The sequence below is a fragment of the Hymenobacter psoromatis genome (assembly GCF_020012125.1).
In the GTDB taxonomy this organism is placed as follows: domain Bacteria; phylum Bacteroidota; class Bacteroidia; order Cytophagales; family Hymenobacteraceae; genus Hymenobacter; species Hymenobacter psoromatis.
Map to the genome: position 1 here is coordinate 2,906,715 of NZ_JAIFAG010000001.1, position 21,080 is coordinate 2,927,794.

Annotated in this window: 19 protein-coding genes; 8 read left to right on the forward strand and 11 right to left on the reverse strand. The window is 61.3% G+C overall.

All coding sequences use genetic code 11. The features are described from left to right. Window positions 1-55: 55 nt before the first annotated feature. The 4 genes from LC531_RS12655 to LC531_RS12670 all read right to left on the reverse strand — a co-directional run bounded on the left by LC531_RS12655 (window position 56) and on the right by LC531_RS12670 (window position 3,690). Entirely contained in the window at window positions 56-850 is a 795-nt protein-coding gene (locus LC531_RS12655; protein WP_223650710.1) for a ferritin family protein, read from the reverse strand. A gap of 37 nt (window positions 851-887) precedes the next feature. After that, complete coding sequence (locus LC531_RS12660; protein ID WP_223650712.1) at window positions 888-2,504, reverse strand: DUF4153 domain-containing protein; 1,617 nt, start codon at window positions 2,502-2,504, stop codon at window positions 888-890. Between the two features lie 197 nt (window positions 2,505-2,701). Then, a complete protein-coding gene (locus LC531_RS12665) occupies window positions 2,702-2,995 on the reverse strand; it encodes a winged helix-turn-helix domain-containing protein (RefSeq protein WP_223650714.1) in 294 nt (97 codons plus the stop codon). Next, window positions 2,992-3,690 (reverse strand): hypothetical protein, encoded by a 699-nt coding sequence (locus tag LC531_RS12670; protein ID WP_223650716.1) that lies wholly within the window; start codon window positions 3,688-3,690, stop codon window positions 2,992-2,994. Before LC531_RS12670 ends, LC531_RS12665 begins: the two co-directional genes overlap by 4 nt. A 78-nt stretch (window positions 3,691-3,768) precedes the next feature. On the opposite strand from LC531_RS12670, the gene LC531_RS12675 reads away from it, so the two are divergent. The 5 genes from LC531_RS12675 to LC531_RS12695 all read left to right on the forward strand — a co-directional run bounded on the left by LC531_RS12675 (window position 3,769) and on the right by LC531_RS12695 (window position 7,130). Continuing rightward, window positions 3,769-3,912, forward strand: a complete 144-nt coding sequence (locus LC531_RS12675) for a hypothetical protein (RefSeq protein WP_223650717.1) — start codon at window positions 3,769-3,771, stop codon at window positions 3,910-3,912. A gap of 27 nt (window positions 3,913-3,939) precedes the next feature. Next, window positions 3,940-4,284: a hypothetical protein gene (locus LC531_RS12680; protein ID WP_223650719.1), complete on the forward strand. Its 345-nt coding sequence runs from the start codon at window positions 3,940-3,942 to the stop codon at window positions 4,282-4,284. A gap of 173 nt (window positions 4,285-4,457) precedes the next feature. Next, window positions 4,458-5,228, forward strand: coding sequence for a DUF4197 domain-containing protein (locus LC531_RS12685; protein ID WP_223650721.1), 771 nt, complete (start codon window positions 4,458-4,460; stop codon window positions 5,226-5,228). A gap of 76 nt (window positions 5,229-5,304) precedes the next feature. Continuing rightward, window positions 5,305-6,090 carry a class I SAM-dependent methyltransferase gene (locus LC531_RS12690; RefSeq protein ID WP_223650723.1) on the forward strand — a complete coding sequence of 262 codons (786 nt, stop codon included), beginning with the start codon at window positions 5,305-5,307 and terminating at the stop codon, window positions 6,088-6,090. 188 nt (window positions 6,091-6,278) lie between these two features. Then, on the forward strand, window positions 6,279-7,130 hold the full coding sequence (locus LC531_RS12695; RefSeq protein WP_223650724.1) for a UbiA family prenyltransferase: 852 nt from the start codon (window positions 6,279-6,281) through the stop codon (window positions 7,128-7,130). A gap of 14 nt (window positions 7,131-7,144) precedes the next feature. Here LC531_RS12695 and LC531_RS12700 read toward each other — a convergent pair whose 3' ends face one another. The 4 genes from LC531_RS12700 to LC531_RS12715 all read right to left on the reverse strand — a co-directional run bounded on the left by LC531_RS12700 (window position 7,145) and on the right by LC531_RS12715 (window position 11,323). Continuing rightward, on the reverse strand, window positions 7,145-7,585 hold the full coding sequence (locus LC531_RS12700) for a hypothetical protein (RefSeq protein ID WP_223650726.1): 441 nt from the start codon (window positions 7,583-7,585) through the stop codon (window positions 7,145-7,147). A 103-nt stretch (window positions 7,586-7,688) separates the two neighbouring features. Next, a complete protein-coding gene (gene rho / locus LC531_RS12705; RefSeq protein ID WP_223650728.1) occupies window positions 7,689-9,917 on the reverse strand; it encodes a transcription termination factor Rho in 2,229 nt (742 codons plus the stop codon). A 335-nt stretch (window positions 9,918-10,252) separates the two neighbouring features. Beyond that, window positions 10,253-11,035 (reverse strand): alginate lyase family protein, encoded by a 783-nt coding sequence (locus LC531_RS12710; protein WP_223653958.1) that lies wholly within the window; start codon window positions 11,033-11,035, stop codon window positions 10,253-10,255. Further along, on the reverse strand, window positions 11,036-11,323 hold the full coding sequence (locus LC531_RS12715; protein WP_223650730.1) for a hypothetical protein: 288 nt from the start codon (window positions 11,321-11,323) through the stop codon (window positions 11,036-11,038). A 218-nt stretch (window positions 11,324-11,541) separates the two neighbouring features. Between LC531_RS12715 and serS the strand changes: the two genes are divergently transcribed. The 3 genes from serS to LC531_RS12730 all read left to right on the forward strand — a co-directional run bounded on the left by serS (window position 11,542) and on the right by LC531_RS12730 (window position 14,549). Beyond that, entirely contained in the window at window positions 11,542-12,816 is a 1,275-nt protein-coding gene (gene serS, locus LC531_RS12720; protein ID WP_223650732.1) for a serine--tRNA ligase, read from the forward strand. Window positions 12,817-13,053: 237 nt separating this feature from the next. Next, window positions 13,054-13,539 carry a hypothetical protein gene (locus LC531_RS12725; protein ID WP_223650734.1) on the forward strand — a complete coding sequence of 162 codons (486 nt, stop codon included), beginning with the start codon at window positions 13,054-13,056 and terminating at the stop codon, window positions 13,537-13,539. Window positions 13,540-13,655: 116 nt separating this feature from the next. Beyond that, window positions 13,656-14,549 (forward strand): DUF2911 domain-containing protein, encoded by an 894-nt coding sequence (locus LC531_RS12730; RefSeq protein WP_223650736.1) that lies wholly within the window; start codon window positions 13,656-13,658, stop codon window positions 14,547-14,549. 129 nt (window positions 14,550-14,678) lie between these two features. Here the strand turns inward: LC531_RS12730 and LC531_RS12735 are convergent, their stop codons facing one another. From LC531_RS12735 to LC531_RS12745, 3 genes are all read right to left on the reverse strand, one after another. Continuing rightward, the gene (locus LC531_RS12735) at window positions 14,679-16,646 is read right to left on the reverse strand and encodes a CocE/NonD family hydrolase (RefSeq protein ID WP_223650738.1); all 1,968 of its coding nucleotides are present in this window, start codon (window positions 16,644-16,646) and stop codon (window positions 14,679-14,681) included. Between the two features lie 114 nt (window positions 16,647-16,760). After that, window positions 16,761-18,143, reverse strand: coding sequence for an aspartate kinase (locus tag LC531_RS12740; RefSeq protein ID WP_223650740.1), 1,383 nt, complete (start codon window positions 18,141-18,143; stop codon window positions 16,761-16,763). Window positions 18,144-18,261: 118 nt separating this feature from the next. Then, on the reverse strand, window positions 18,262-20,979 hold the full coding sequence (locus LC531_RS12745; protein ID WP_223650742.1) for a PIG-L family deacetylase: 2,718 nt from the start codon (window positions 20,977-20,979) through the stop codon (window positions 18,262-18,264). Between the last annotated feature and the right edge of the window lie 101 nt (window positions 20,980-21,080).

Consider the following 21,080-nt stretch of genomic DNA (forward strand, 5'->3'; position numbering starts at 1 on the left):
TTGCTACGCGCCTCTAAGCTACTGCCTTACCAACCAAAACCTGCTTCTGTGCAATTCACGGCGCGGCGCGCAGCTGCTGGCCCGGCCACTGCCACGCCCCTACCGGCCCCACCGCGGCCGGTGCGACTGGCTGCCCGCCCCGCACCGCGATAAGGCCATCCTGCTGCATCCGCTCCACGCGGGCGTACTCGGCTACAATGGCCGCCCCGAAGCTCAGCAGCCCGTAGCCACCGGCCCGGAAGGTGGCACGGCTGGTGGCGTAGGCGGCCAGCGCCGCGCCGGCCATGAGGGCGCGGTAGGCCAGCCGGCGTAGCCAAGCCCCTACCCCCCCGCGCCCGGCCGAGAGGTGCCGCAGGGTGAAGCACTGAAAGTTGAGGTGCATTTCCTCATCGAGCATGATGCGGCGGCAAATCTGCTGAAGCAGCCCCGAATACGTGGCGCTGAACAGCACCCGGTAGTACACGGCCGCCACCACCTCGGCCGTGAGCAGCACCCGCAGCGTGTGCTCCAGCCCCAGTACCCGGCGCAGGCCCCGAAACGCGGCATCGAGCCAGTGCCCGCGCAGGCGTGGAATCCCCTGCTGGTCCATAAAACGCCCCAGTACCGCCGCGTGCCTCTGCTCTTCCTTGATGAACAGGCGCATAGCGGCCAGATACTCGGCATCGCCGAGCTGTTTGGCGCGGGCGTAGAGGTAGTGCCCCTCCGAGCTTTCGCCCCGCTGAAAGGTTTGCAGCGAGGCCCGCACGGCGCGCAGCTCGTGAGCCGTGAGTTGGTGCGGGTCGTCCCAGGCGAGGTCGGTGTAGTGGCCCTGGTTAGCCTGGAAATAGGTCTTGAAGTCGGTGAAAGTCATTTTATTCAATTTAGAATGTTGAATTAGAAATGATGAATTAGCGAGCTGGCGAGTTCGTGCTCACCGCTCTAAAGGCTTGCTCGTTTACGCCCGTCCGGCTCTGCCAGTCGCGGAGGGGGTAGGCGGCCCGGAACGCGGCCAGGCGCTGGCTTAGTCGCTGGCGCGCCGCCGCGGGGCTAAGGCGCTCGTACTCGCCGTACTCGTTTTCGGCCACCAGCTGGGGCACCTGGGTTAGCACGGCTTCGTGGGCGGCCAGCACGGGCAGCACGCGGGGCGGCATGGCCAGCAGAAAGCCGATGTCAAGGCGCGGGAAGCGGGGTTGGAGGTTGTATTCGGCCATCCAGATTTCCCAATTGCCGGCCGCCAGTGCCAGCAGCACCGCGTAGGCCGCCCACGAATTGAGCCGCACCAGACCGAAAGATGAGCGCCGCTGCCAGATTTTGAGCAGCACCGTGCCCAGCCCGAACAGCGTCAACAGCAGGAAAGCGTACACCCCGATACGCTTGTAAGCCAGGCCAGTATAGGTGATGTAATAGTAATTGCGCAGCCCGACGCTCGCGGCCAGCACCGCGTTTTGCGCCACCCAGAGCGTGGCACCCCAGCGCAGCAGGGGTAGGCCGGACTGGTAGAAATTGAGGTTGCGCCGAAAAAACCACAGCATGATGCCCGCCGCCAGCAGAATACTGAAAATCAGCACGTAAGTACCTTCGTGCACAAACTGCGTGAGGTCGAAATCGGGCGCGGGCCGGAAGCCGAACCACAGCCAGCGGATATCCACCGCGTTCACCAATAGCAGCAGTGCGTTCAGCAGCCCAAACGAGGCCACCGCCGCCAGCCACTCCTTGCGCAAATCGAGCAGGCGGCGGCTGGTGAGCGCAAAGTTGGGCCGCCGCACGCTGAAGCTGGCCACGCCATCGCGCTGCCGCCGCACAAATTCCCCAAAGCGCCCCTCGTAGTCCGTAAAAAAATGCACCGGCACCACCACCAGCGCGCCCGCCGCCCCTACCCCGCACAAAACCAGAAAGAGCAGATGCGGCACCGAAATAGCCTCGAACAGCCGCCCCAGCCACTCGCCCAGCCCCGCCCAGGCTCGCGCGCTCAGCTCGCCGTATTTCGGGTTGGCCACCGCGAACAGCCCCTGGAAAACCACCAGCCCCAGCAGCGGCAGCCCCAGCAGCCGGCCGTAAAACCAGCCCCGCCGCAGCCGGCCGCCTACCCCCCGCGGCACGCGTAAGCCACTAAGCACCAGCGCTACAGACGGCAGCACGCCCGCCACCGCCGTGCCCACCGCCGAACTCACCAGCCGTAGTCCCGCCTGGTTCACCAGTCCCAGCAGCAGCAGTCCCGAGGCCAGCGCCGCCCACTGCGCCGCCGCCGAGCCGTACCAGGCCACCAGCCCACCGCTGAGCAGGCAGCCCGCCCCCGCCACCCAGAAGCCAGCCGTGCGCCGCACCGGCGCGTGGCGCGGCAGCAGCCACAAGTGTGCGCCTACCAGAAACAGCATGTAAATCAGCCCGTTCAGCCCTACCCCTTGGTGCCAGAAGAGGTAGTCGCTCAGGGCCGTGGCCGTTACCAACAGGGTCGCCAGCCGGGTGGAGATGCGGTGCGCGGGCGCGGTGGCCGACTTAGCCGGCCAGAAAGAAATTGCTTGCATTTTTAAAGAACTTTGTAATTCAAAGCATTAACACAAAAAAAAGAGTTTGAAATCCGTTTATTAGTATGGTTAATCGTTTGTCCTTACGAGCGTAACGCGGCAATCTTTCCTGCACGTTAGGGGTAGTAACTCAACGATTAGGAAATATTACCGCGCTGCGCTCGCAAGGACAAACGTCTACTCACGCTACTCTTTCCTTACCCCCGCAGTAGCTTTTCCAGCGCGGTTAGGTGTCCCTGAAACGCGGCTTTGCCCGCGGCGGAAGCCTGGTAGGTAGTATTCGGTTTTTTACCGATGAACTGCTTGCTAACCAGCACGTAGCCAGCTTTTTCGAGGGCGGCTACGTGGCTGGCCAGGTTGCCATCGGTGAGGTCGAGGCTTTCCTTTAAGTCGTTGAAGCTCACCGACTCATTGGCCAGTAGCACGGCCATTACACCGAGGCGCACGCGGTGGTCGAAGGCCTTATTGAGGGTGTGGATGGCGTACTTCACGGGGCAAAGTTCGCCTTGGCCGCTTTAGCCGGCGCGGGGCGTTCGTAGCGGTTGTACATGAGCAGGCCGTAGCCGATGTGCCCCACCCCAAAGCCCGCCCCGAACAGCAGCAGGCCGTAGCCAGGCAGCAGCAGCCCCACCAGCCCTAGTACCACCTGCGTGATACCCAGGTATTTAATCTCATCCAGGGTATACTTGCTACCGTTGAGCAAGGCCAGGCCGTAGAACAGCAGCAGGCCCGGCACCACCAGCGCCACCGCACCGCTCACATATAGCTTCAGGCAAAATAGCCCGCCCGCCACCAGCGGCACGGCCAGCGCCGCCAGCAGCCGCCGCGCCGGGGCCGTCCAGAGCGAGCGTAAACCCTCGCGCCGGGTGCGGCGCAACGTGAAAAACGCCGCAGCCAGCAGCGCCAGCGCTATCATGCTCACCGCTAGCCCGAGCAGGGGTAGGAACCAGCTTTCGCGCGCCGCCGCATTGCGCTCCAGCAAAGCGGCGAAGCTGTTGAAGTCCGCGATTCCTTCATAGGCCGAGCCGGCCGGCAGCATTCGCTCCAGCAACAGTACGCCCGCCAGCGCCACTACGCCCGCCCCTACCCCACTCAGTCCGCTGAGCGAGAGGAAGCGCGAGCTACGCTCCATAATGGCGCGGATTTCCGTGAGTTGGGCCAGGGGGTCTTGGGCGGCAGGCTTCATGCGGGGCGGTGAAGTACTTTGTACTGCAAAGTTAGTGTAAACAGGGGTAGAAGTGTTACTTAGGGAAGAATTTTTTATATGTCCTCGTCTCTCTCCCCCGCCACCCTGGCTAATCGCCATCTTTTCCTCACCGTAACGGGGGGCTTGGTGTTCGCTATTTCGCTGGCAGTGGGCGCGAGCTGGCTCACGTATCGCGGCCCCTACCAGCTCCGGGAGGTATGAGGCGAGTGGTTCGACTTCTACTTGTTTTTGGCTGGCACAGGCATTGTGCCGGCTCTGCTGGTGGCTTATATCCGGTTGCCGCTCATGCGTTGGCTGTTCCGGCAGTGCCTGGCGCAGGGCAGCGCTGGTGTCGGTCGGGGGCGGGTGGTAGCGGGCACCCTGCTCATTTTTGAAGGGGTGCTGGCGGCGATTGCCTTGCTGGGTTTTGCGTGGGGACGCGGCTACATTCCCCTTACCGGGTGCCTGACGCTATGCCAGGCATTCGGGCTGCCGTGGTTGCTGGCGGCGCTAGGGGCCAGCTGGCACAGGCTGCGGCGGCTGGTGCCCGCGGCTGGCAGCGGAGCCCGGCAATCTACCAACGCCCGTTTTTAGCGCCGTACCGCCCGCTCGCGCCCGACGAGCGGCGCCATTCTATCGACGTGCCCACCGCTTAGGGCCGCCCAAAGCGGGCTGTTTTGGTACGAGCTTTGGCTAACGTTCAGTCCGCGGCCGGAAATTGCGCGTCGCCAAGCTGTTCTCCCATTGTTGCGCCAGTAGCATTCGTCATGAAAAATTACCTGCTTTCCACTGCCCTACTGGCGTTGGCCGCTGTCCTGCCCGCCCACGCTCAATTCCGCCTACCCAGCCTCGGCCAGGTGAAGGAGGTAATCACCAAAACCAGTACCAGTACGAAGACTACCCCAACGACCGGGGCCGTGGGCGGCCTCACCAATACCGAGGCCGCCAATGGCCTCAAGGAGGCGCTCATCCAGGGTATTTCGAAGGGCTCGGACCAGGCTTCGCAAACCGATGGCTTCTACCTGAATAAGCTCATCCGCATCCCGTTTCCGCCCGATGCGCAGCGCGTGGCCACTACCCTGCGCAGCATCGGGCTGGGCAGCCAGGTCGATAAGTTTGAGCTGTCGCTGAACCGGGGCGCGGAGGACGCGGCCAAGAGCGCCAAGCCCATTTTCCTGAACGCCATCAAGCAGCTGACCTTCACCGATGTGTGGAATATCCTGACCGGCCAGAAAGACGCGGCTACCCAGTATCTGAAGCGCACCACTACCACGCAGCTGACCACGGCCTTCATGCCCATTATGCAGCAAAGCCTGGCTAAAGTGGACGCTACCAAATATTATTCGACCCTCACCACCACCTACAACCAGCTGCCGCTGGTGCGGCCCGTGCAAACGGACCTTAACCAGTATGCTACCGGCAAGGCCATCGACGGGCTGTTCACGCTCATTGCTCAGGAGGAGGCCGACATTCGGCAAAATCCGGTGGCCCGCACTACTTCGCTGCTGAAAAAAGTATTTGGCATCGGTGGTAACTGACGGTAGCGTGAGCTGGCCGGCGGCCGGCGGCTTTTTTCCGTAAGCGGCAAGCCAACGCCTACCCCCCTACCCCGCCGTGAAGCTTCGCCTGCGCTTATTTGAGTTTGAGGACCTGCCGTGGTTTCCGGCCGTTATCCGGGCCGGGATGATGGACTATCTGCGGTTTATGATTACCCGGCTGGGGATTTACCGGCCCGTGGGGCCGCTGCTGGCCGCCGCCCTGCGCCGCACCGGCCAGACGCACTTGCTGGAGCTGGGCGCGGGCGCGGGCGGCGGCACCGAAACCGTGCTGGCCACCCTGCGCGCCCACGCGGTGCCGGCCGCCACCATCACCCTCACCGACCTCTACCCCCAGCCCGCCGCCTGGGCCGACGTGGCGCGGCGCACCAGCGGGGCCATTCGCGGCCTGCCTACCCCCGTGAATGCGCTATGCGTGCCGGCCGACCAGCCGGGGTTTCGGGTTATTTTTTCGGCCTTTCACCACTTTGCACCGTCGCAGGCCGCCGCGCTGCTGCGCGATGCCGTAGCGGGCGGCGTGGGCGTGGGCGTGTTTGAGGGTGCGGCCAAGAGCTGGCTCGAAATCGGGCTGGCGCTCACGGTACTGCCCGTGGCGCAGCTGCTGCTCACGCCGTTCTTTCGGCCTTTTCAGGGTAGTCGATTAGTTTTCACGTATTTACTACCCGTTATTCCGCTGGCGACTATGTGGGACGGTACGGTATCCATCCTACGCATGTACCCGCCCGCGCAGCTGTTGGCCCTGGCTGCACTGGCCGACCCGGCCGGCCATTACCACTGGCAGGCCGGGCAGCTACGCCGCTGGTGGGGCCCGCGGGTGACGTATCTGATTGGGGTTCCTGTTTAGTACTTGGAGGCTAATTGATTGGAGGCTTATTAGCTTTTGATTTTCAAGCTGAATTATGTCTTTTCAATTCGTTTTTAGCTTCCTTTGGTAGTCGCTTAATAAATCACTTCCCCTTGCCAACGAATAGCCAAGCGGCCGGTACTCAGAGCACCGCTGTCCGAGCACCAAGTCCCTACCGCCAAGCCTTTGTGCTACTACGGCTGCCGTTTTCGCTGTTTCTGATGCCCGTGTTCTGGTTCGGGCTCAGCGCCCTGCGCGAGCCGTTTAGCTGGGGGCGGGCGCTGGGGGCCTTTGCCGTGCTGCACCTGCTGGTGTACCCGGCTTCCAACGGCTACAACTCGTACTACGACCGCGACGAGGGCAGCATCGGGGGGCTGGCCGCGCCGCCTAAAGTCACGCCCGAGCTGCTGACGCTGGTGCGGCTTTTTGATGCGCTGGCGCTGGGCGGGGCGCTGCTGCTGGGCTGGCGCTTCGCAGTGCTGGTGGTGGTTTATCTACTGGTTTCCAAGGCGTACAGCTACGAGGGCATTCGGCTCAAAAAGTACCCGCTGCTGAGCACGGCCGTGGTGGTGGTGTTTCAGGGCGCATTTACCTTCCTCATGGCGCAGGTGGGGGTAGGGGCCGGGCCGGGGGCGCTGTTTGAGAAAACCAATTTGCTGCTGGCGCTGGTCAGCTCGCTGTTTTTGTGCGGCTCCTACCCCCTCACCCAAATCTATCAGCACCAGGAAGATGCGCGGCGCGGTGACCGCACGCTGAGCTTGCGGCTGGGCATTCGGGGCACGTTCATATTCGCGGCGGGCGGGCTGCTGGCGGGCACGCTGCTCATGGGATTCACCTACTGGCAACGCGGGGAAGTGCAAAACCTGTTGATTTTTTTGCTGGCGACCGGGCCGGTGGTGGCGCTGTTTTCGCGCTGGGCCTGGCTGGCCTGGCACGACCCGGCGCTAGCCAACTTCACCTGGACCATGCGGATGAATCAGGTGTCGTCGGTGTGCCTGAGCGTGGCGTTTATCGGGATGCTGGCGTTGGGTCAGCGATGAGTGGCGAAGATGAATCAGTGAATTTTTGTAGTCACAACAGCAATGCCATTAACACCTTGGTAGCCATAAAGTGCTGTGGCGGTTCGCCCGCTCACCAAGTCGAGGGTTTTAACGGATTGCACCGTTACTAAATGCAGAAATTGGGCGGTAGAATCATGGGCAATTACCTGTCCGTCTACCACGTAAAGCAGCGTTACGCCTTCTGGGCGCGGGTCGGTATCCCAGTGCAGGTGAGTTGGAGTTATTCGGTCGCCAATTGGCCTCATCCCGCGCGTTCTGGCATCGCAGGTAAAACGTTGGCGTACCAGCAATACCTGTTGCTGCAGCGGCCGATGTTTCAAAGCAGTTATCCAGGTATCTGAGCTAGCGGCGGTGTATAGAGCGCACGGCGGCGCAGCTTGGGCCGCTATCAAAGAAACTGTGAAACAGGCAACTAGCGTGAAAATAATTTTCATGTGAGTTATAATTGCATGCTGCATTTTTATCTCCTACGGTAAATATAAAATGCTTCACCAAATTAAATTTGGTGAGGCATTTTACAAGCTGATTCCGACGGCGTTACCCGTTCATCGCCAGCAGGAATTCTTCGTTGTCCTTGGTGCCTTTCATGCGGTCCTTGAGGAATTCCATTGCCTCGGTGGCGCTCATGTCGGTCATGAATTTGCGGAGCACCCACACGCGGCTCAGCTCGTCGCGGCTCATCAGCAGGTCTTCGCGGCGGGTGCCGGAAGCCGGGATGTCAATGGCCGGAAACACGCGCTTGTTGGCCAGCTTGCGGTCGAGCTGGAGTTCCATGTTGCCGGTGCCTTTGAATTCTTCGAAGATAACCTCGTCCATCTTGGAACCGGTTTCGATGAGGGCGGTGGCGATAATTGTCAGGGAACCAGGGCCTTCGATATTACGGGCCGCACCGAAGAAACGCTTGGGCTTTTGCAGCGCGCCGGCATCAATACCACCCGAAAGGATGCGCGATGAGCTGGGCTGCACCGTGTTGTAGGCCCGCGCCAGGCGGGTAATTGAATCGAGCAGAATCACCACGTCGTGGCCGCACTCTACTAGCCGGCGGGCTTTGTCTAGGGCCAGTTCGGCGATTTTTACGTGGCGGTCGGCCATCTCGTCGAAGGTAGAAGACAGCACCTCGGCCTTCACCGAGCGCGACATGTCGGTCACTTCCTCCGGGCGCTCATCTATCAGCAAAATAATGAGGTAGACCTCGGGGTGATTCTCCGAAATCGCGTTGGCGATTTCCTGCAAAAGTACCGTCTTACCCGTCTTGGGCTGGGCCACGATAAGGCCGCGCTGCCCCTTGCCGATGGGCGCAAACAGGTCGAGCACGCGGGTGCTAATCTGGGTCGGCTTGGTACTGAGCTTGAGCTTCTCGTCGGCAAAAAGCGGGGTTAAGTGACTGAACGGCACGCGGTCGCGTACTTCCTCCACCGTGCGGCCGTTCATACTCTCCACGTTTACCAGGGCAAAGTATTTCTCGTTTTCGCGGGGCGGGCGCATGGTGCACTGCACCGTATCGCCGGCCTTGAGGCCAAACTGCCGCACCTGCTGCGGCGACACGTAGATGTCGTCGGGCGAGGATAAGTAATTGTAATACGGCGAGCGCAGGAAGCCGTAGCCACCATCGGCCATCAGCTCCATCGTGCCCGAGCCGGGTACTACCAAGTCTAACTCGGGGGTGCGGGCCGGGCGCGGAGCCTGCTGCGGCTGGCGCTGGTTATCGTCGCGGCGCTCTGGCTGCGGCTGCCTAGCCGTATTCTGCTGGCTATCATCTACTTGTTCAGTAGCAGCTGCCTGGTCATCGCCGCCGGTGCGCTGGCGCTCTTCGCGGCGCTGCTGGCGCTGGGCTTCGCGCTGGGCATAGCGCTCCTCGCGGCTAAGGCGGGGCTGGTCGGTGGCCCCTACCCCATTGGCGGGGCGCGGCTCGCGGGGCTGGCCGTTGTTGCCGTTGCTACCGTTGTTATTATCGCGTGGTTCGCGGTTTTCACGCGGCTCGCGTGGTTCACGCGGCTCGCGGAACTCGTTGCGGGGCTGGTCGTTGCGACGTTGGTTCTGGTCGCGGCCATCCCGGTTTTCGCGCGGCTCGCGGCCATCGCGGTTTTCCCGCTCGAAGCGCTGCTCGCGGGTTTCGCGGCGGTCGGCGTAAGGGTCGGGAGTAGGAACTTCGGCGGTGGCGGCCTCAGCGGCGGCGGCCGGAGCGGGCTGGCCGGGCTCGCGGCGTGGCAGGGGCCGGCCGGCGCGGTCCACGCGCTCGCGGCGCTCGCGGCGGGGCTGGGAGTCGTCCATCGTCACCGTGTTCTCATCGGCTGAATGGGTTTCGGCCGTGGGGTTGGTTTCGGTAGGCGGCGCGGTTTGCTCCTCCTCGGCTACCGGGGTGGTGGCCAGGGCCTGCTCGTCGGCTTCTACCCGTTCGAGGCGGGTAGGCTGCGGCGCTTCGGCCTCAACTGCTTGACTAACTTCTTGCGGCTCAGTATTTTTTACCGGCTCGGCCACGTCAGAAAAGGGCTGGTCGGCCGTGTCGGCGGCCGGGCGGCGGCGGCCGGCCCCGCCCCGCGTACCGCGAGCAGCCGGGGCTTCAGCTTCGGCGGGGGGGGTAGGCGCGGCGGCAGAAGCGGGCTTTTTAGCGGCGGGCGAACCATCGGGCTGCGCGGCCTGGTGGTCCAAGATTTTATAAATCAAATCCTGCTTGCTCAAGCGCTTGAAGTTCCCGACATTTAGCTGCTCGGCAACTTCCTTGAGTTCAGACAAAAGACGGTCTTTCAGCTCGTTAAGAGTATACATAAAAGGGGTAGGAAGGAGAATCGAAACGGAGCCCAGCCAAGGCCAGTGGGCGGGCAGATGCGGCCGTTGCCGGGCCGCGCCCCGCCAGTCCGGTCCCACGGACCAGAAACCAACGACACGAAGCGCAAAAGCGCCACTCAACCAACAACGCGGCGGGCAATAAACAGGAATGAGTGAGGTGTGAGAAGGATAGCCGGCAGCTCCACCAAAAGCAACCTGATTGAGCCGGCTACGCAGCAGGCCGGCCCGGTAGGCTAGCCCGGCCGGCCCCGCGGGCCGGCTTGCTGCTGCAATATTAAGTCATTACGCGCAAACGGCCAACGGGTTCGGGAAAATCAGCGGGCGAGTACCGGAGCCCCGCTGCCCGCGGGCGCGGGCGCAAACAGCTCCAGCAGCTGAAAGCCGTTCATGCCTACGTCGCCCTGCCGCAACACGGCTTCGGCATCCTGATTGGGGTAGTAATGCAGCAGCAGAGCAAAATAAGCGGCATTGCGCACACCTTCCAGGTGGCCGCCGTTGCTGGCGAAGTACGGAAATGTGTCGGGGTGCAGGGTCCAGGCGGCCGCCCGGTCGAAGGCGGCTTGCAGCAATTGCCCGCCGGGGGTGCGCCACACGGGCTGCTGCTGGTCGGCAAAAATTTTGGCGGCCAGGCTAGCTGGCAGCAGGGCGTAGTGCGTGTAGGCCAGGCCCTTGAAGCCTTTGTCGGGGCCGCTGCGCCAGTTGGTGGTGCCACTGCGCTGCATTTCCTCCGGTAGGCTGCTATCGGCGGCCACTTCGCCGCGCATCAAGATTTGCCAACGCTCACGGGCCGTGCGCAGCCGCGGGGCGTCGCCCAGGTAAGCGGCGGCGCTGGCATCCAGCAGCACGCCCCACAGGCCGTGGTTGCGCGGGTTAGCGGCCTGCGATACGGGCAGCACCGTGGTGCGCAGAAACTGGTCAAATGGCGCGCTGTGCCAGCCGCCTACCCCCCGCACCCAACTGGCCGCCATAATCATATAGGGCAGATTAAAATTCACGTCGGCCTTGCCCTGCGGCGTAGCCACCTGCCGGAGCGTCCCGGCCCAGGCATCCAGGATGCGCTGGGCGGTGGCGGCAAAGCGCGGGTCGGCGGTGAGCAGTTAGCACAGCCCGGCCCGGTACGCCACCTGGGCATCGGTGGCTAGTTGCTTAACCGTGTTGCCACTTTCGTTGACGCCATCGGCGGTATAGTGCGGGTCGGGGGCCAGCACCGCCACGGGTTGGGGCACGTAAGCCAGCTGCACCGTGCCCGCCCGGATGAACGCGGCGTAGGCGTCTTTATTACGACGCAAATTACTGATTTCTTCGGCATTGAGCAGAACCGTTGCCCCCGGCTGGTCCGCGGTGGGCTCCGCTTTGCCAGTGGGGGTAGGGACTTGGATGGGCATAGCCGGGGCCGGATTGGTGCTGCACAAGGCGCACAGCATCAAGAGCAAGTAAGGCCATGTGAGTTGCATTTTGGTGGTCTGAAAGTCGAACTAGAGGAATAAAAACGGGTAGGGCTTGAACGTGCTTTTTTCGGGAGTAGCTATTTCGGGGGTTTGCTGCGCGCTGCCCTACCATTTACCGGCCCGCTTCTTTCTTAAAAAACTACCTTTGCCGCACTATGCTGCAAATCCAAGTTTTGAAAGAGCAAACCGACCGCGTGCTGGCCGGCCTTGCCAAACGCAATTTCCTGACAGCCGAAGCGGATGTGCGCGCTATCCTGGACCTCGACCAGCGCCGCCGCGCCATCCAGACCCAGCACGACGCCGCTCAGGCCGAAGCCAATGAACTGGCCCGCCGCATCGGGGGCCTGCTGAAAAGCGGCGACCGCGCCGCGGCCGACGACCTTAAGACCCACACCACCGCCCTCAAAGCCCAAATTAAAACCCAGGCCGACGAGCTGACGGCCACCGAGCAGCAGCAAACCCAGCTGCTCTACAAGCTGCCCAACGTGCCGCACGCGAGCGTGCCTGCCGGCCGCTCGGCCCAGGATAATGAGGTGGTGCGCGAGCACGGCACCAAGCCCACGCTGCCCGTCGGCTCCCTACCCCATTGGGACTTGATTAAGCAGTACGATATCATTGATTTTGAGCTGGGTATCAAGATTACCGGCGCAGGCTTTCCAGTGTATAAGGGGCAGGGCGCGCGCTTGCAACGGGCACTGATTAATTTCTTTCTGGACGAGGCGCGCGACGCGGGCTACACCGAGGTGCAGCCGCCTATCCTGGTGAACGAGGCCAGCGGCTACGGTACTGGTAATCTGCCTGATAAGGAGGGCCAGATGTACTACGACGCGGCCGATAACCTCTACCTCATCCCGACCGCGGAGGTGCCGATTACTAACCTCTACCGCGACGAGATTATCGCGGCCGATAAGCTGCCCGTGCGTAATACCGGTTACACGCCCTGCTTCCGGCGCGAGGCTGGCTCGTGGGGAGCCGATGTGCGCGGCCTGAACCGCCTGCACCAATTTGACAAAGTGGAGATAGTACAAATTACGCAACCCGAAAACTCCTACGCCGCCCACGAAGTAATGGTAAGTTACGTAGAGAGCCTGCTCCAGAAACTGGAGCTTCCCTACCGCGTATTGCGCCTATGCGGTGGGGATATGGGTTTTACCTCAGCCCTGACCTACGACCTGGAAGTGTGGAGTGCAGCCCAGGGTCGCTGGCTGGAAGTCTCGTCGGTGTCCAATTTTGAGACCTTTCAGGCTAATCGCCTCAAGTGCCGCTACCGGGCCGAGGGTGGCAAGATGCAGCTGCTACACACGCTTAACGGCTCGGCCCTGGCCCTACCCCGCATTGTAGCCGCGCTACTCGAAAATAATCAGTCGCCCGAAGGCATCAGACTGCCGCAAGCGCTGCATAGCTACTGTGGCTTCGAAACTATCAGCTAAGAAACTGCCCTTTTAATAGTATTTTTAAAAGAAAGTTTGGATTTGTATAATAGAGATAGTTGACGCAATTGTTTCTTTTTTTTATACAATCTTGTTGAAGAGAAAAGTCCTAAAAAACGCCATTTTTTGCTTTAATGAAGGATAATTTATAAACTTTCTTCTTATTTAAGGTTAAAGTGAGCTAGTAAAATTTTCCGGTAGTAGTTTGGAATCGTTAAAGATTAAAAGCTCACCACTATGAAAATTCTCACCTTCCTCCGCTTCGCCACTTATGCCTTTATCAGCTGCTTGCTGGCAGCTGCTACGGCTCAGGCCCAGGATAACCATTTCGTAGCTAGCTCAGAACCTAGCCACAAACAACAGAACACCGAAATCACCTTTGCTGGCGCGCCGACGACGGATATCAGTGATATCCTCGTGGTGCAGCCCGTGAACTTAAGCGCGGTGCCAACTCCCGAAGAAGGCGCTTCTTTCTACGACGACTCGCGCAAGGACCTGAGCCAGTCGCTGGCCTGGATACTCGACCTTAATGCTGTGTCCCCCACTTACTGGAACCTCTATACGGAGTCGCGTATTCGCCTGAAAATGAAAGACTACACTGGTGCCAAGGCGGCCGCCGAAAAGTCTTACCAACTGGCTTTGAAAGGAATGCCGGCCAGCCGGGAGTACATTATGCTCAGCGCCGATGTGATAAGCAAGGTGCACGCGCTAACCAAGCCCTAGGACCGGCCTGCACCTAGCACCCACGCGAAACAAAACTAGCTAAAGCCCGCCCTACCCGGCGGGCTTTGCTACTTTTGGGGGTGGCAACCAGTTGCCGCCCTATTTTTTCGCGTTTTATGAAAAATTTTGCTACGCACCTCGGGGCTCCCGTGGTGCTCGCCGCTATGCTGCTGGCCGCGCCGGTCGCCCAGGCCCAGATTATAACGCCCCAGCCCAGCCCCAAAAGCACGGTGATGCAGCGCGTGGGCCTCTCCGACGTGACTATTACCTACTCGCGGCCCGGCGTGAAGGGCCGTACTATTTTTGGGGCCGACAACTCGGTAGTACCCAACGGTAAGCGCTGGCGTACAGGGGCTAACGCTACCACGAGCATCAAGTTTTCGGACGAAGTAACCATTGAGGGCCACAAGATTCCGGCTGGCGAGTACGGCATGTATACCGTGCCGCAGGCTACTGAATGGACCTTGGTACTCAACAAAAGTCTCAAGCAAGGGGCCGACGTGGACGGCTTCAAGGATGACCAGGACGTGCTACGCTTCACCCTGAAGCCCTACAAGCTGCCGGCCAAAGTCGAGACCTTCACCATCAACTTCGCCGACCTGACGCCCGCTACCGCCTCCGTGGTGATGGAGTGGGAAAATACCGGCGTTAAGTTTCGGATTCTGAGCGACGTGGACAGCAAGGTGATGGCGCAGATTGACGAGAAAGTAGTCAAAAACCCGAACCCTACGGCCAACGACCTAGCCGGGGCCGCCGTGTACTACAACGATAATAACAAGGACCCCAAGCAGGCCCTGGCCTGGATGGAGAAGGCCAACGCTACCCAGCCCAAGTACTGGAACGTGAATACGGAAGCCAAAATCCGCCTGAAAATGAAAGATTATAAAGGAGCCATCGCCGCCGCCGAAAAGTCGAAAAAACTGGCTATGGAGGCGCTGCCACCCAATGGCGATTACGTGAAAATGGACGATGAGCTGATTGCTGAAGCCAAGAAGGGAGGTAAGAAGTAGGCGTCCGTCCTTGCGAGCGCAACGAAGTGAAGCGCGGCAATCTTTCCTAATCGTTGGAGTTAGTATCTCAACGCTTAGGAAAGATTGCCGCGCTTCACTTCGTTGCGCTCGCAAGGACGGACAGTTTTACTACGGCAACACCTTCACTATCAGCTGCGAAGCGTGCGCGGGATTATGGTACAGCCGGTGCGTTTCGGCCTTAAAGTCGCCGGCACTGGCCTCGAAGATATTAGGCACGTAGGTTTGGGGGTTCAGGTCCACGAGCGGAAACCAGGTGCTTTGGATTTGCACCATCAAGCGGTGGCCTTTTTTGAACGTGTGCAGCAGGTCCTGCACGGTGAAGGGCACGGCAGTTACCGCATTGGCCACGAAGGGCTGGGGCGTGGTGAAGCTGTCGCGGAAGCGGCCGCGCATCACCTCTGAGCGCACCAGCTGCTGATAGCCGGCCAGGTGCTGACCGGGGGCGGTATGAGCATTGTCGGGGGTGTCGTCGGGGTAAACATCAATAATTTTCACCACCCAGTCGGCATCGGTGCCGGTGGTGGCTACTTGCAGCCGCGCTTCGATGGGTCCGGCCAATGTCAGGGCTTCGGCCAGCGGCTCGGTTTGGTAGGTGAGCACGTCGGGGCGACGGCTGGCAAAGCGCTGGTCGTCAGTCATATATTGTTTGGTCATGCCGGGGGCGATGGCCTCGGTGTAGGGCACAGGATGAGCGGGGTCGCTCACGAACTGGTCAAACTCGAAGTTGATGCCGGCCATGCGGCGTTCGTTGTCGCCGCTGGTGGGCGGGCTGAAGCTGAGGCCGCCGGCCTGCCGGAAGTACAGCGTCTTTGCCTGGGCCTGCCGGGGTGGCCAGGCATCGAAGGCGCGCCAACGGTTGCTACCCCCCTCAAAAACAGTAGCTTCGGGCAGGCCCGCGAGGGCTGCGCCAGGATTAGCATCTTTCAGATACGACTTAAAAAAGGGTGCCTCGATGTATTGCTGGTACCAAAGCGACGGCGAGGGGCCGTACTCCACGTTGCCCACGTACTCGCCGCTGGTGTTGCTCCAGCCGCCGTGCACCCACGGCCCCCACACGAAGCGGTTGCTGAGGCCGGGGTTTTGCTCTTCGATGGCCTGGTAGGTGTGCAGGGTGCCAAAAAGGTCCTCGGCATCGTTGAAACCACCCACTACCAGCACGGCCGCTTTCAGGTCGTGCAGGTGCGGGCGCGGGTCGCGGGCCTGCCAGAAGGCATCGTAGTTGGGGTGGGCCACCAAGTCGCTCCAGTGCTGATACTGGCCGTGGAAGTAGCGCTCATTCACGTTTTTGAGCGGGCCCAGGTTCTGGTAAAAAGCGTAGCCGTCGGGTGTTTTCATGGGCGGGCCGTCGGGGTAGTGGGCCTGCGGCTGAGGGCGGGGCTGGCCAAAGGTGGCCCAGAAGCTCATCACGTTCGTCAGGAAAAACGCGCCGTTGTGGTGGTCATCGTCCCAAAACCAGTTCATGACCGGCGCTTGCGGGCTGGAAGCCTTCAGGGCGGGATGGCGGCTCAGCAGGCCCACCGTGGTGTAAAAGCCGGGGTAAGAAATACCCAACTGCCCCACGCGGCCGTTGTTCTTAGGGCCTTTTTTAGTCAGAAACTCAATGGTATCGTAGGTGTCGGTGCTTTCGTCCACGGCTTTTTTGCCAGCGTGCGGGCCGTCCTCGGGCCGAATATCCTCAAAAGCACCTTCCGATAAATAGCGCCCCCGCACGTCCTGAATGGCGAAAATATAGCCCTCGCGCAGCAAAAAACCGTCGGGGTTTACGCGCAGGCGGTACTGGCCCGGCCCGTAGGGACCCGCCGAGTAGGGCGTGCGGGTGAGTAGGATGGGGTAGCGCACGCGGTCGGCATCCTTGGGCACGTAGAGCACGGTGTAGAGCTTCACCCCGTCGCGCATCGGTATCTGAATTTCGCGCTTATCGTAGTGCTCGCGGGTGTAGAGCGTATCGGCGAAAACGCGGGCCAGGCCCTGCGTATCGCTCACGCGCTGGGTATCGGGGGGTAGGACCAGCGACTGCGCGCGGGCGGCGGGGGTATCCAGGGCAAGCAGGCAGGCGGCAAGTAAGAGCTGTTTCATCGCCGCAAAGTAGCGCGAACTTTCCAGTTCGTGCGCGAGCAAAGCGAGTATGGTCATTCGCGCCGTTCGGTCCCGCCTGCTCGCTACGCTTGCGCACGAATTGGAAAGTTCGCGCTACTCCAGCGCTTTATTCAACGCAACGATGGCCGACTCATAATCCTCGCGGGCCAGAATAAATTGAATATTAACCTTACGCAGCGCGAAGCCGGCGCTGCGGATATTGACGCCAGCTTCGGCCAGCGCGCCGGCAGCGCGGGCCAGCAGGCCGGGCTGGTCGATGTTGGAGCCGATGAGACAGACCATCGACACGTTTTCTACGGCTACTTTCTCGTAGCGCGCTTCCAGGGCGGGCACCAGTTCGGGCTTGAGGTCTTTTTGCCAGATAACCAGCGAGATACTGTTGGCGCTGGTGGCCTTGAAAATATAGCTTACGTCGAGGTCGTAAAACGCCTGCATCAGGTGCAAATCGAAGCCGGCGGTGCCCACCATCAGCGGGTCGTAGATGTCGATTATCACCACTTTATCGGTGCCCGTGATGACTTCGACGTGCTTGTGGGCGGCCACGTAGTCGCGGGTGATGAGGGTGCCGGGATGGTCGGGCTCGAAGGTATTTTTGATGCGCAGGTCGATGGCGTTGATTTCGAGCGGCTTCGAGGCTTTGGGGTGAATGGCCTCCATGCCCACGTCGGCGAGCTGGTCGGCCACGTCGTAGTTGGTGAAGCCCACCGGCCGGCACTGGTCCACGCCCACCAGGTTGGGGTCGGCGGAGCAGAGGTGGTATTCTTTGTGAATAATGGCCTCCTGCGGCCGCACGGCCACGGCTATCTTGCTGAACGTGACCTCCGAATAGCCCCGGTCGAATTCCCGCATAATGCCCTCCGTACCCTTGCAGTAGCCGGTGGCGATGCAGATGGTTTGGCTGAAGTCAATGCCCGCGAACGCCTGCCGGATGCGCTCATCAATGGTAAGCGCGCGCGCATCGTCGAAGCCGCTCAGGTCCACGAGCGTGGCCCCTACCCCCCGGTTTTGGAGGATATTGACCGAGTTGAAGGCCGAGTGCGCCTCCCCGATGCTGGCCAGGATTTCGCGGGCCGCCTGCAAGATGTTGGTGCTGTTGACGTAGCCCGAAGCCAGCACGTTGGTGAGGCTGGCGAGGTAGGTTTGGGCCAGCCCGATGCGGCCTTCAATAAAGGCATCGGCGGCGGCCAGGTCCAGGCCCAGCGGCGCGTAGGTCTGGTTCAGGCCCTTGAGCTGGGCCAGCACCTCTTGCAGGGCAGCGGCAAAATCCTGGTGCTGCGTGATGTGGTGGTACACGCCGGGCGCGCCGGTTTTTTTGTTCTCCAGCAGCCAGTTGGTGACGCCCGCGTAGGCGGACACCACGAATATGCGGTTGTATAATGCCTCGCCCTGGCGGTGGTGGAAGATGATGTTCTGGAGGACATCGGCGAAGGCGGTCATGGAAGTGCCGCCGATTTTTTCTACTGTGAGCACGGGCATCGCAAAAAGAAAATAGTGCTAGGCGCTGATTTAAGTAGGGTGCGGGGCTTGCCCCCGCCCGCCGTCGAACGATTCGTTTCTGTTTCGTTCAACGACGGGCGGGGGCAAGCCCCGCACCCTACTTCGATTCCACCAAATTAGCTAGTATCCGAAACGCGCCCGGCACGCCCGCCGGCAGCTCCCGGAACAGCGACAAGCCGGTGTAGATGTACCGCCCTTTGCCGTAGGGCGCAACCAGGATGGCGCTTTTTCGGTCTGGCTCGCCGGGGTCGTGGCTGGCGATGACGGGCTGGTAGTGCGCATCCCAGGCCGAGGGGTAGTAGAGGCCCTGCTCCTGCACCCAGCCCTGCTCGAAGTCGGCGGGCGTGAGCTTATTAGGCTCGTTGAGGACCGACGCGGCGGGGTTTAGAAAAGTAACCGCAGTGCCCTCCACCGTCACGCGGTCGCGGCTGAGGGTGAGGGGGTATGGGCCGATTTGGGGGATGACGGTGCCGCCGTTCACCACGTACTGCACCAGCAGGGTGCCGCCGTTTTCGACGTAGCGCAGCAGCTCGGGCTGCTTGGTTTTGAGTTGGTCGAGCACGTTGTAGGCGCGCACGCCCAGCACCACGGCATCGTAGCGGGCCAGGCGGTCGGCGCTGAGGTCGGTGGCGGGGTCGAGCAGCGTCACGAGGTAGCCGAGCTGGCGCAGGGCCTCGGGCACCTCGTCGCCGGCCCCCATCAGGTAGCCGATGGTGCTGGTGTGGCCGCGCGCCACGCGCAGGCGCACCAGCGGCGCGGTGGCCTCGGGAAACAGCGTCTGGGTCGGAATGTGGGGGTAGGCAATCTGGTGGATGCCGCGGCTGTAGGCCACGCCGCCCACGGTGGCTACGGCGCGCAGCTCCGTTTTACCCTCGGCCGCGCCGGACAGCGGGCGCAGCGTGAAGGTGATGGTCTGCTCCTCGTCCTTGTCTTTCAAATCGAAGGGCACCGCCGCCGGCTCGGCCTGCCAGCCGGCGGGCACCTGCAAGGCCAGCGACCCGCTCACGCCGGCCGCGCCCGCCCGCAGCGTCACGGGCACGGCCTTGGGCTGCTGGTCGGCAAAGACGTAGGCGCGGGCGGCGGGAATATTCACCAGCACCGGCGGCACCACCACCAGCGGCTGGTACAGCTCGCCGAGGGTCGGGTCGGTGTGCTTGTGTTGGACGGGGACGGTGATATTAAGACCTTCAACACCAGAGGTAAAAAGCGTTACAAAAGCTAGTGGTCCATTCTCCGCTGCGCCGATATAATTTCGGCTTTCACTAAGAATATTCTGTTCAGGCATCCGCGAGGAACCATCAGATGCACTAAGCGGAGGATATAAAGTAGTTCGGCCAGCTAAATAATACGGGGCCAGAGCATACATCCCAATACTACCTGGAACTTGCAGCCAATAAGGCTGCGAAACAATTGTTGAATAATCTTTTCCAGCTACGGGCTTATTATTTCGAGTACTTCCAGGAAGACGCAGTTCGCTCGTTCTCAACTGGCTTACTAATCCTTTTAAGGATAGGCGAAGCGATTTACCTGGTTCGACTACAATAGGCGTTTGTGAAACAGTATCCACTGCTACTAAACCGAAGCTAGAAATATTGTTTATTTTCAATAAATTGCTTGAACGGTTAACTATTTCTAATGTAATATCTTCCTTTTGACCAGCCGTCACCGTAGGGCTAGCTGCAACTGCCTCCACGTAGATTCCTGAAGCAGCCTGAAGTAGTTGTACTGCTTCAGAGCGCTTTTCATCAGCCCAGAAATAAGTATCAGATTTAATTCCGCTGCCTCCATTACTAAAAGCAGAGCTAACCATCTTGCTTAATTCTTTGCTAAGAAAGCCAAGTCCCGCCACGCTCGCGCTTGGATTCCCTGCATCATACTTCTTAATAACTTCCCCCACCAGCTTGCCGACCGCCGCGCCGCCGGGCACGCGGCCCCAGGTCTGGTCAATGCCCTCGAATAAATCCGTTTTGGCGGGGGTGCCTTTTACGAACTGGAAGTACTCGATGGCCTCGCCGCGCTGGGCGGCTGCGCCGAAGCCCTGCGAGCGGTGGCTGGAGCGCGAGCGAGCCGCGATTTCGCCGTAGCTCTGGCCCAGCAGCGGGTTGTAGCCGCCCGCGTCGAGCTTCAGGTAGCCGCTCATATCCTCGCCGGGCTTCACGAAAAAGCTGCCGGTATTCCAGTACAGGCGCTTGGGCTGCCAGGGCTGCACGTATTTCAGCTGCTCGGGGAAGCGCTTGGGGTCGCCGGCGGCGTCGAAGGCTTCGGCGGCCAGGATGGCGCTGGCCTGGTGGTGGCCGTGGCCGGCGCGGGCATCGGGCGGGAAGCGGGTGATGAGCACGTCGGGCCGCTGCTGCCGAATCACCCACACCACGTCGCTCAGCACCTGCTCGTGGTCCCAGATGCTGAGCGCTTCGGCCGAAGTTTTGCTGAAGCCGAAGTCGTTGGCGCGGGTGAAAAACTGCTTGGCCCCGTCAATGCGCCGCGCCGCCAGCAGCTCCTGGGTGCGAATGACGCCGAGGCCCTCGCGCAGTTCGGGGCCGATGAGGTCCTGGCCGCCATCGCCGCGGGTGAGGCTGAGGTAGCTGGTTTCGAGGTGGCGGCCGTTGGCCAGGTAGGCCAGCAGGCGGGTATTCTCATCGTCGGGGTGGGCGGCGATGTACATGACCGAGCCCAGCACGTCGAGCTTTTGCAGGCCCAGCAGAATTTCCGAGGAAGAGTATGTTTTGGGGGCCTGCGCTTTTGCAAGGAGCAGTGAGCAATTAACCAGGAGCACTGTTAAGAGCAGGCGGGCAGCGTTGCGGAACGTGTGGGGCATGGGCGGTAAACCGGTTCGGGCCGTGAAGTTACCGGGCGGGGGCGCGCCGAGCTGTGCTGACCCACCCCAACCTACCCGCCCTACCCCCGGCGCTTGGGCGG

Coding starts and splice junctions, on each gene's coding strand:
- LC531_RS12655 (WP_223650710.1), bottom strand. CDS start 850: ATGACTTTCACCGACTTCAAGACCTATTTCCAGGCTAACCAGGGCCAC.
- LC531_RS12660 (WP_223650712.1), bottom strand. CDS start 2,504: ATGCAAGCAATTTCTTTCTGGCCGGCTAAGTCGGCCACCGCGCCCGCG.
- LC531_RS12670 (WP_223650716.1), bottom strand. CDS start 3,690: ATGAAGCCTGCCGCCCAAGACCCCCTGGCCCAACTCACGGAAATCCGC.
- LC531_RS12675 (WP_223650717.1), top strand. CDS start 3,769: ATGTCCTCGTCTCTCTCCCCCGCCACCCTGGCTAATCGCCATCTTTTC.
- LC531_RS12685 (WP_223650721.1), top strand. CDS start 4,458: ATGAAAAATTACCTGCTTTCCACTGCCCTACTGGCGTTGGCCGCTGTC.
- LC531_RS12700 (WP_223650726.1), bottom strand. CDS start 7,585: ATGAAAATTATTTTCACGCTAGTTGCCTGTTTCACAGTTTCTTTGATA.
- rho (WP_223650728.1), bottom strand. CDS start 9,917: ATGTATACTCTTAACGAGCTGAAAGACCGTCTTTTGTCTGAACTCAAG.
- LC531_RS12715 (WP_223650730.1), bottom strand. CDS start 11,323: ATGCCCATCCAAGTCCCTACCCCCACTGGCAAAGCGGAGCCCACCGCG.
- serS (WP_223650732.1), top strand. CDS start 11,542: ATGCTGCAAATCCAAGTTTTGAAAGAGCAAACCGACCGCGTGCTGGCC.
- LC531_RS12725 (WP_223650734.1), top strand. CDS start 13,054: ATGAAAATTCTCACCTTCCTCCGCTTCGCCACTTATGCCTTTATCAGC.
- LC531_RS12730 (WP_223650736.1), top strand. CDS start 13,656: ATGAAAAATTTTGCTACGCACCTCGGGGCTCCCGTGGTGCTCGCCGCT.
- LC531_RS12735 (WP_223650738.1), bottom strand. CDS start 16,646: ATGAAACAGCTCTTACTTGCCGCCTGCCTGCTTGCCCTGGATACCCCC.
- LC531_RS12740 (WP_223650740.1), bottom strand. CDS start 18,143: ATGCCCGTGCTCACAGTAGAAAAAATCGGCGGCACTTCCATGACCGCC.
- LC531_RS12745 (WP_223650742.1), bottom strand. CDS start 20,979: ATGCCCCACACGTTCCGCAACGCTGCCCGCCTGCTCTTAACAGTGCTC.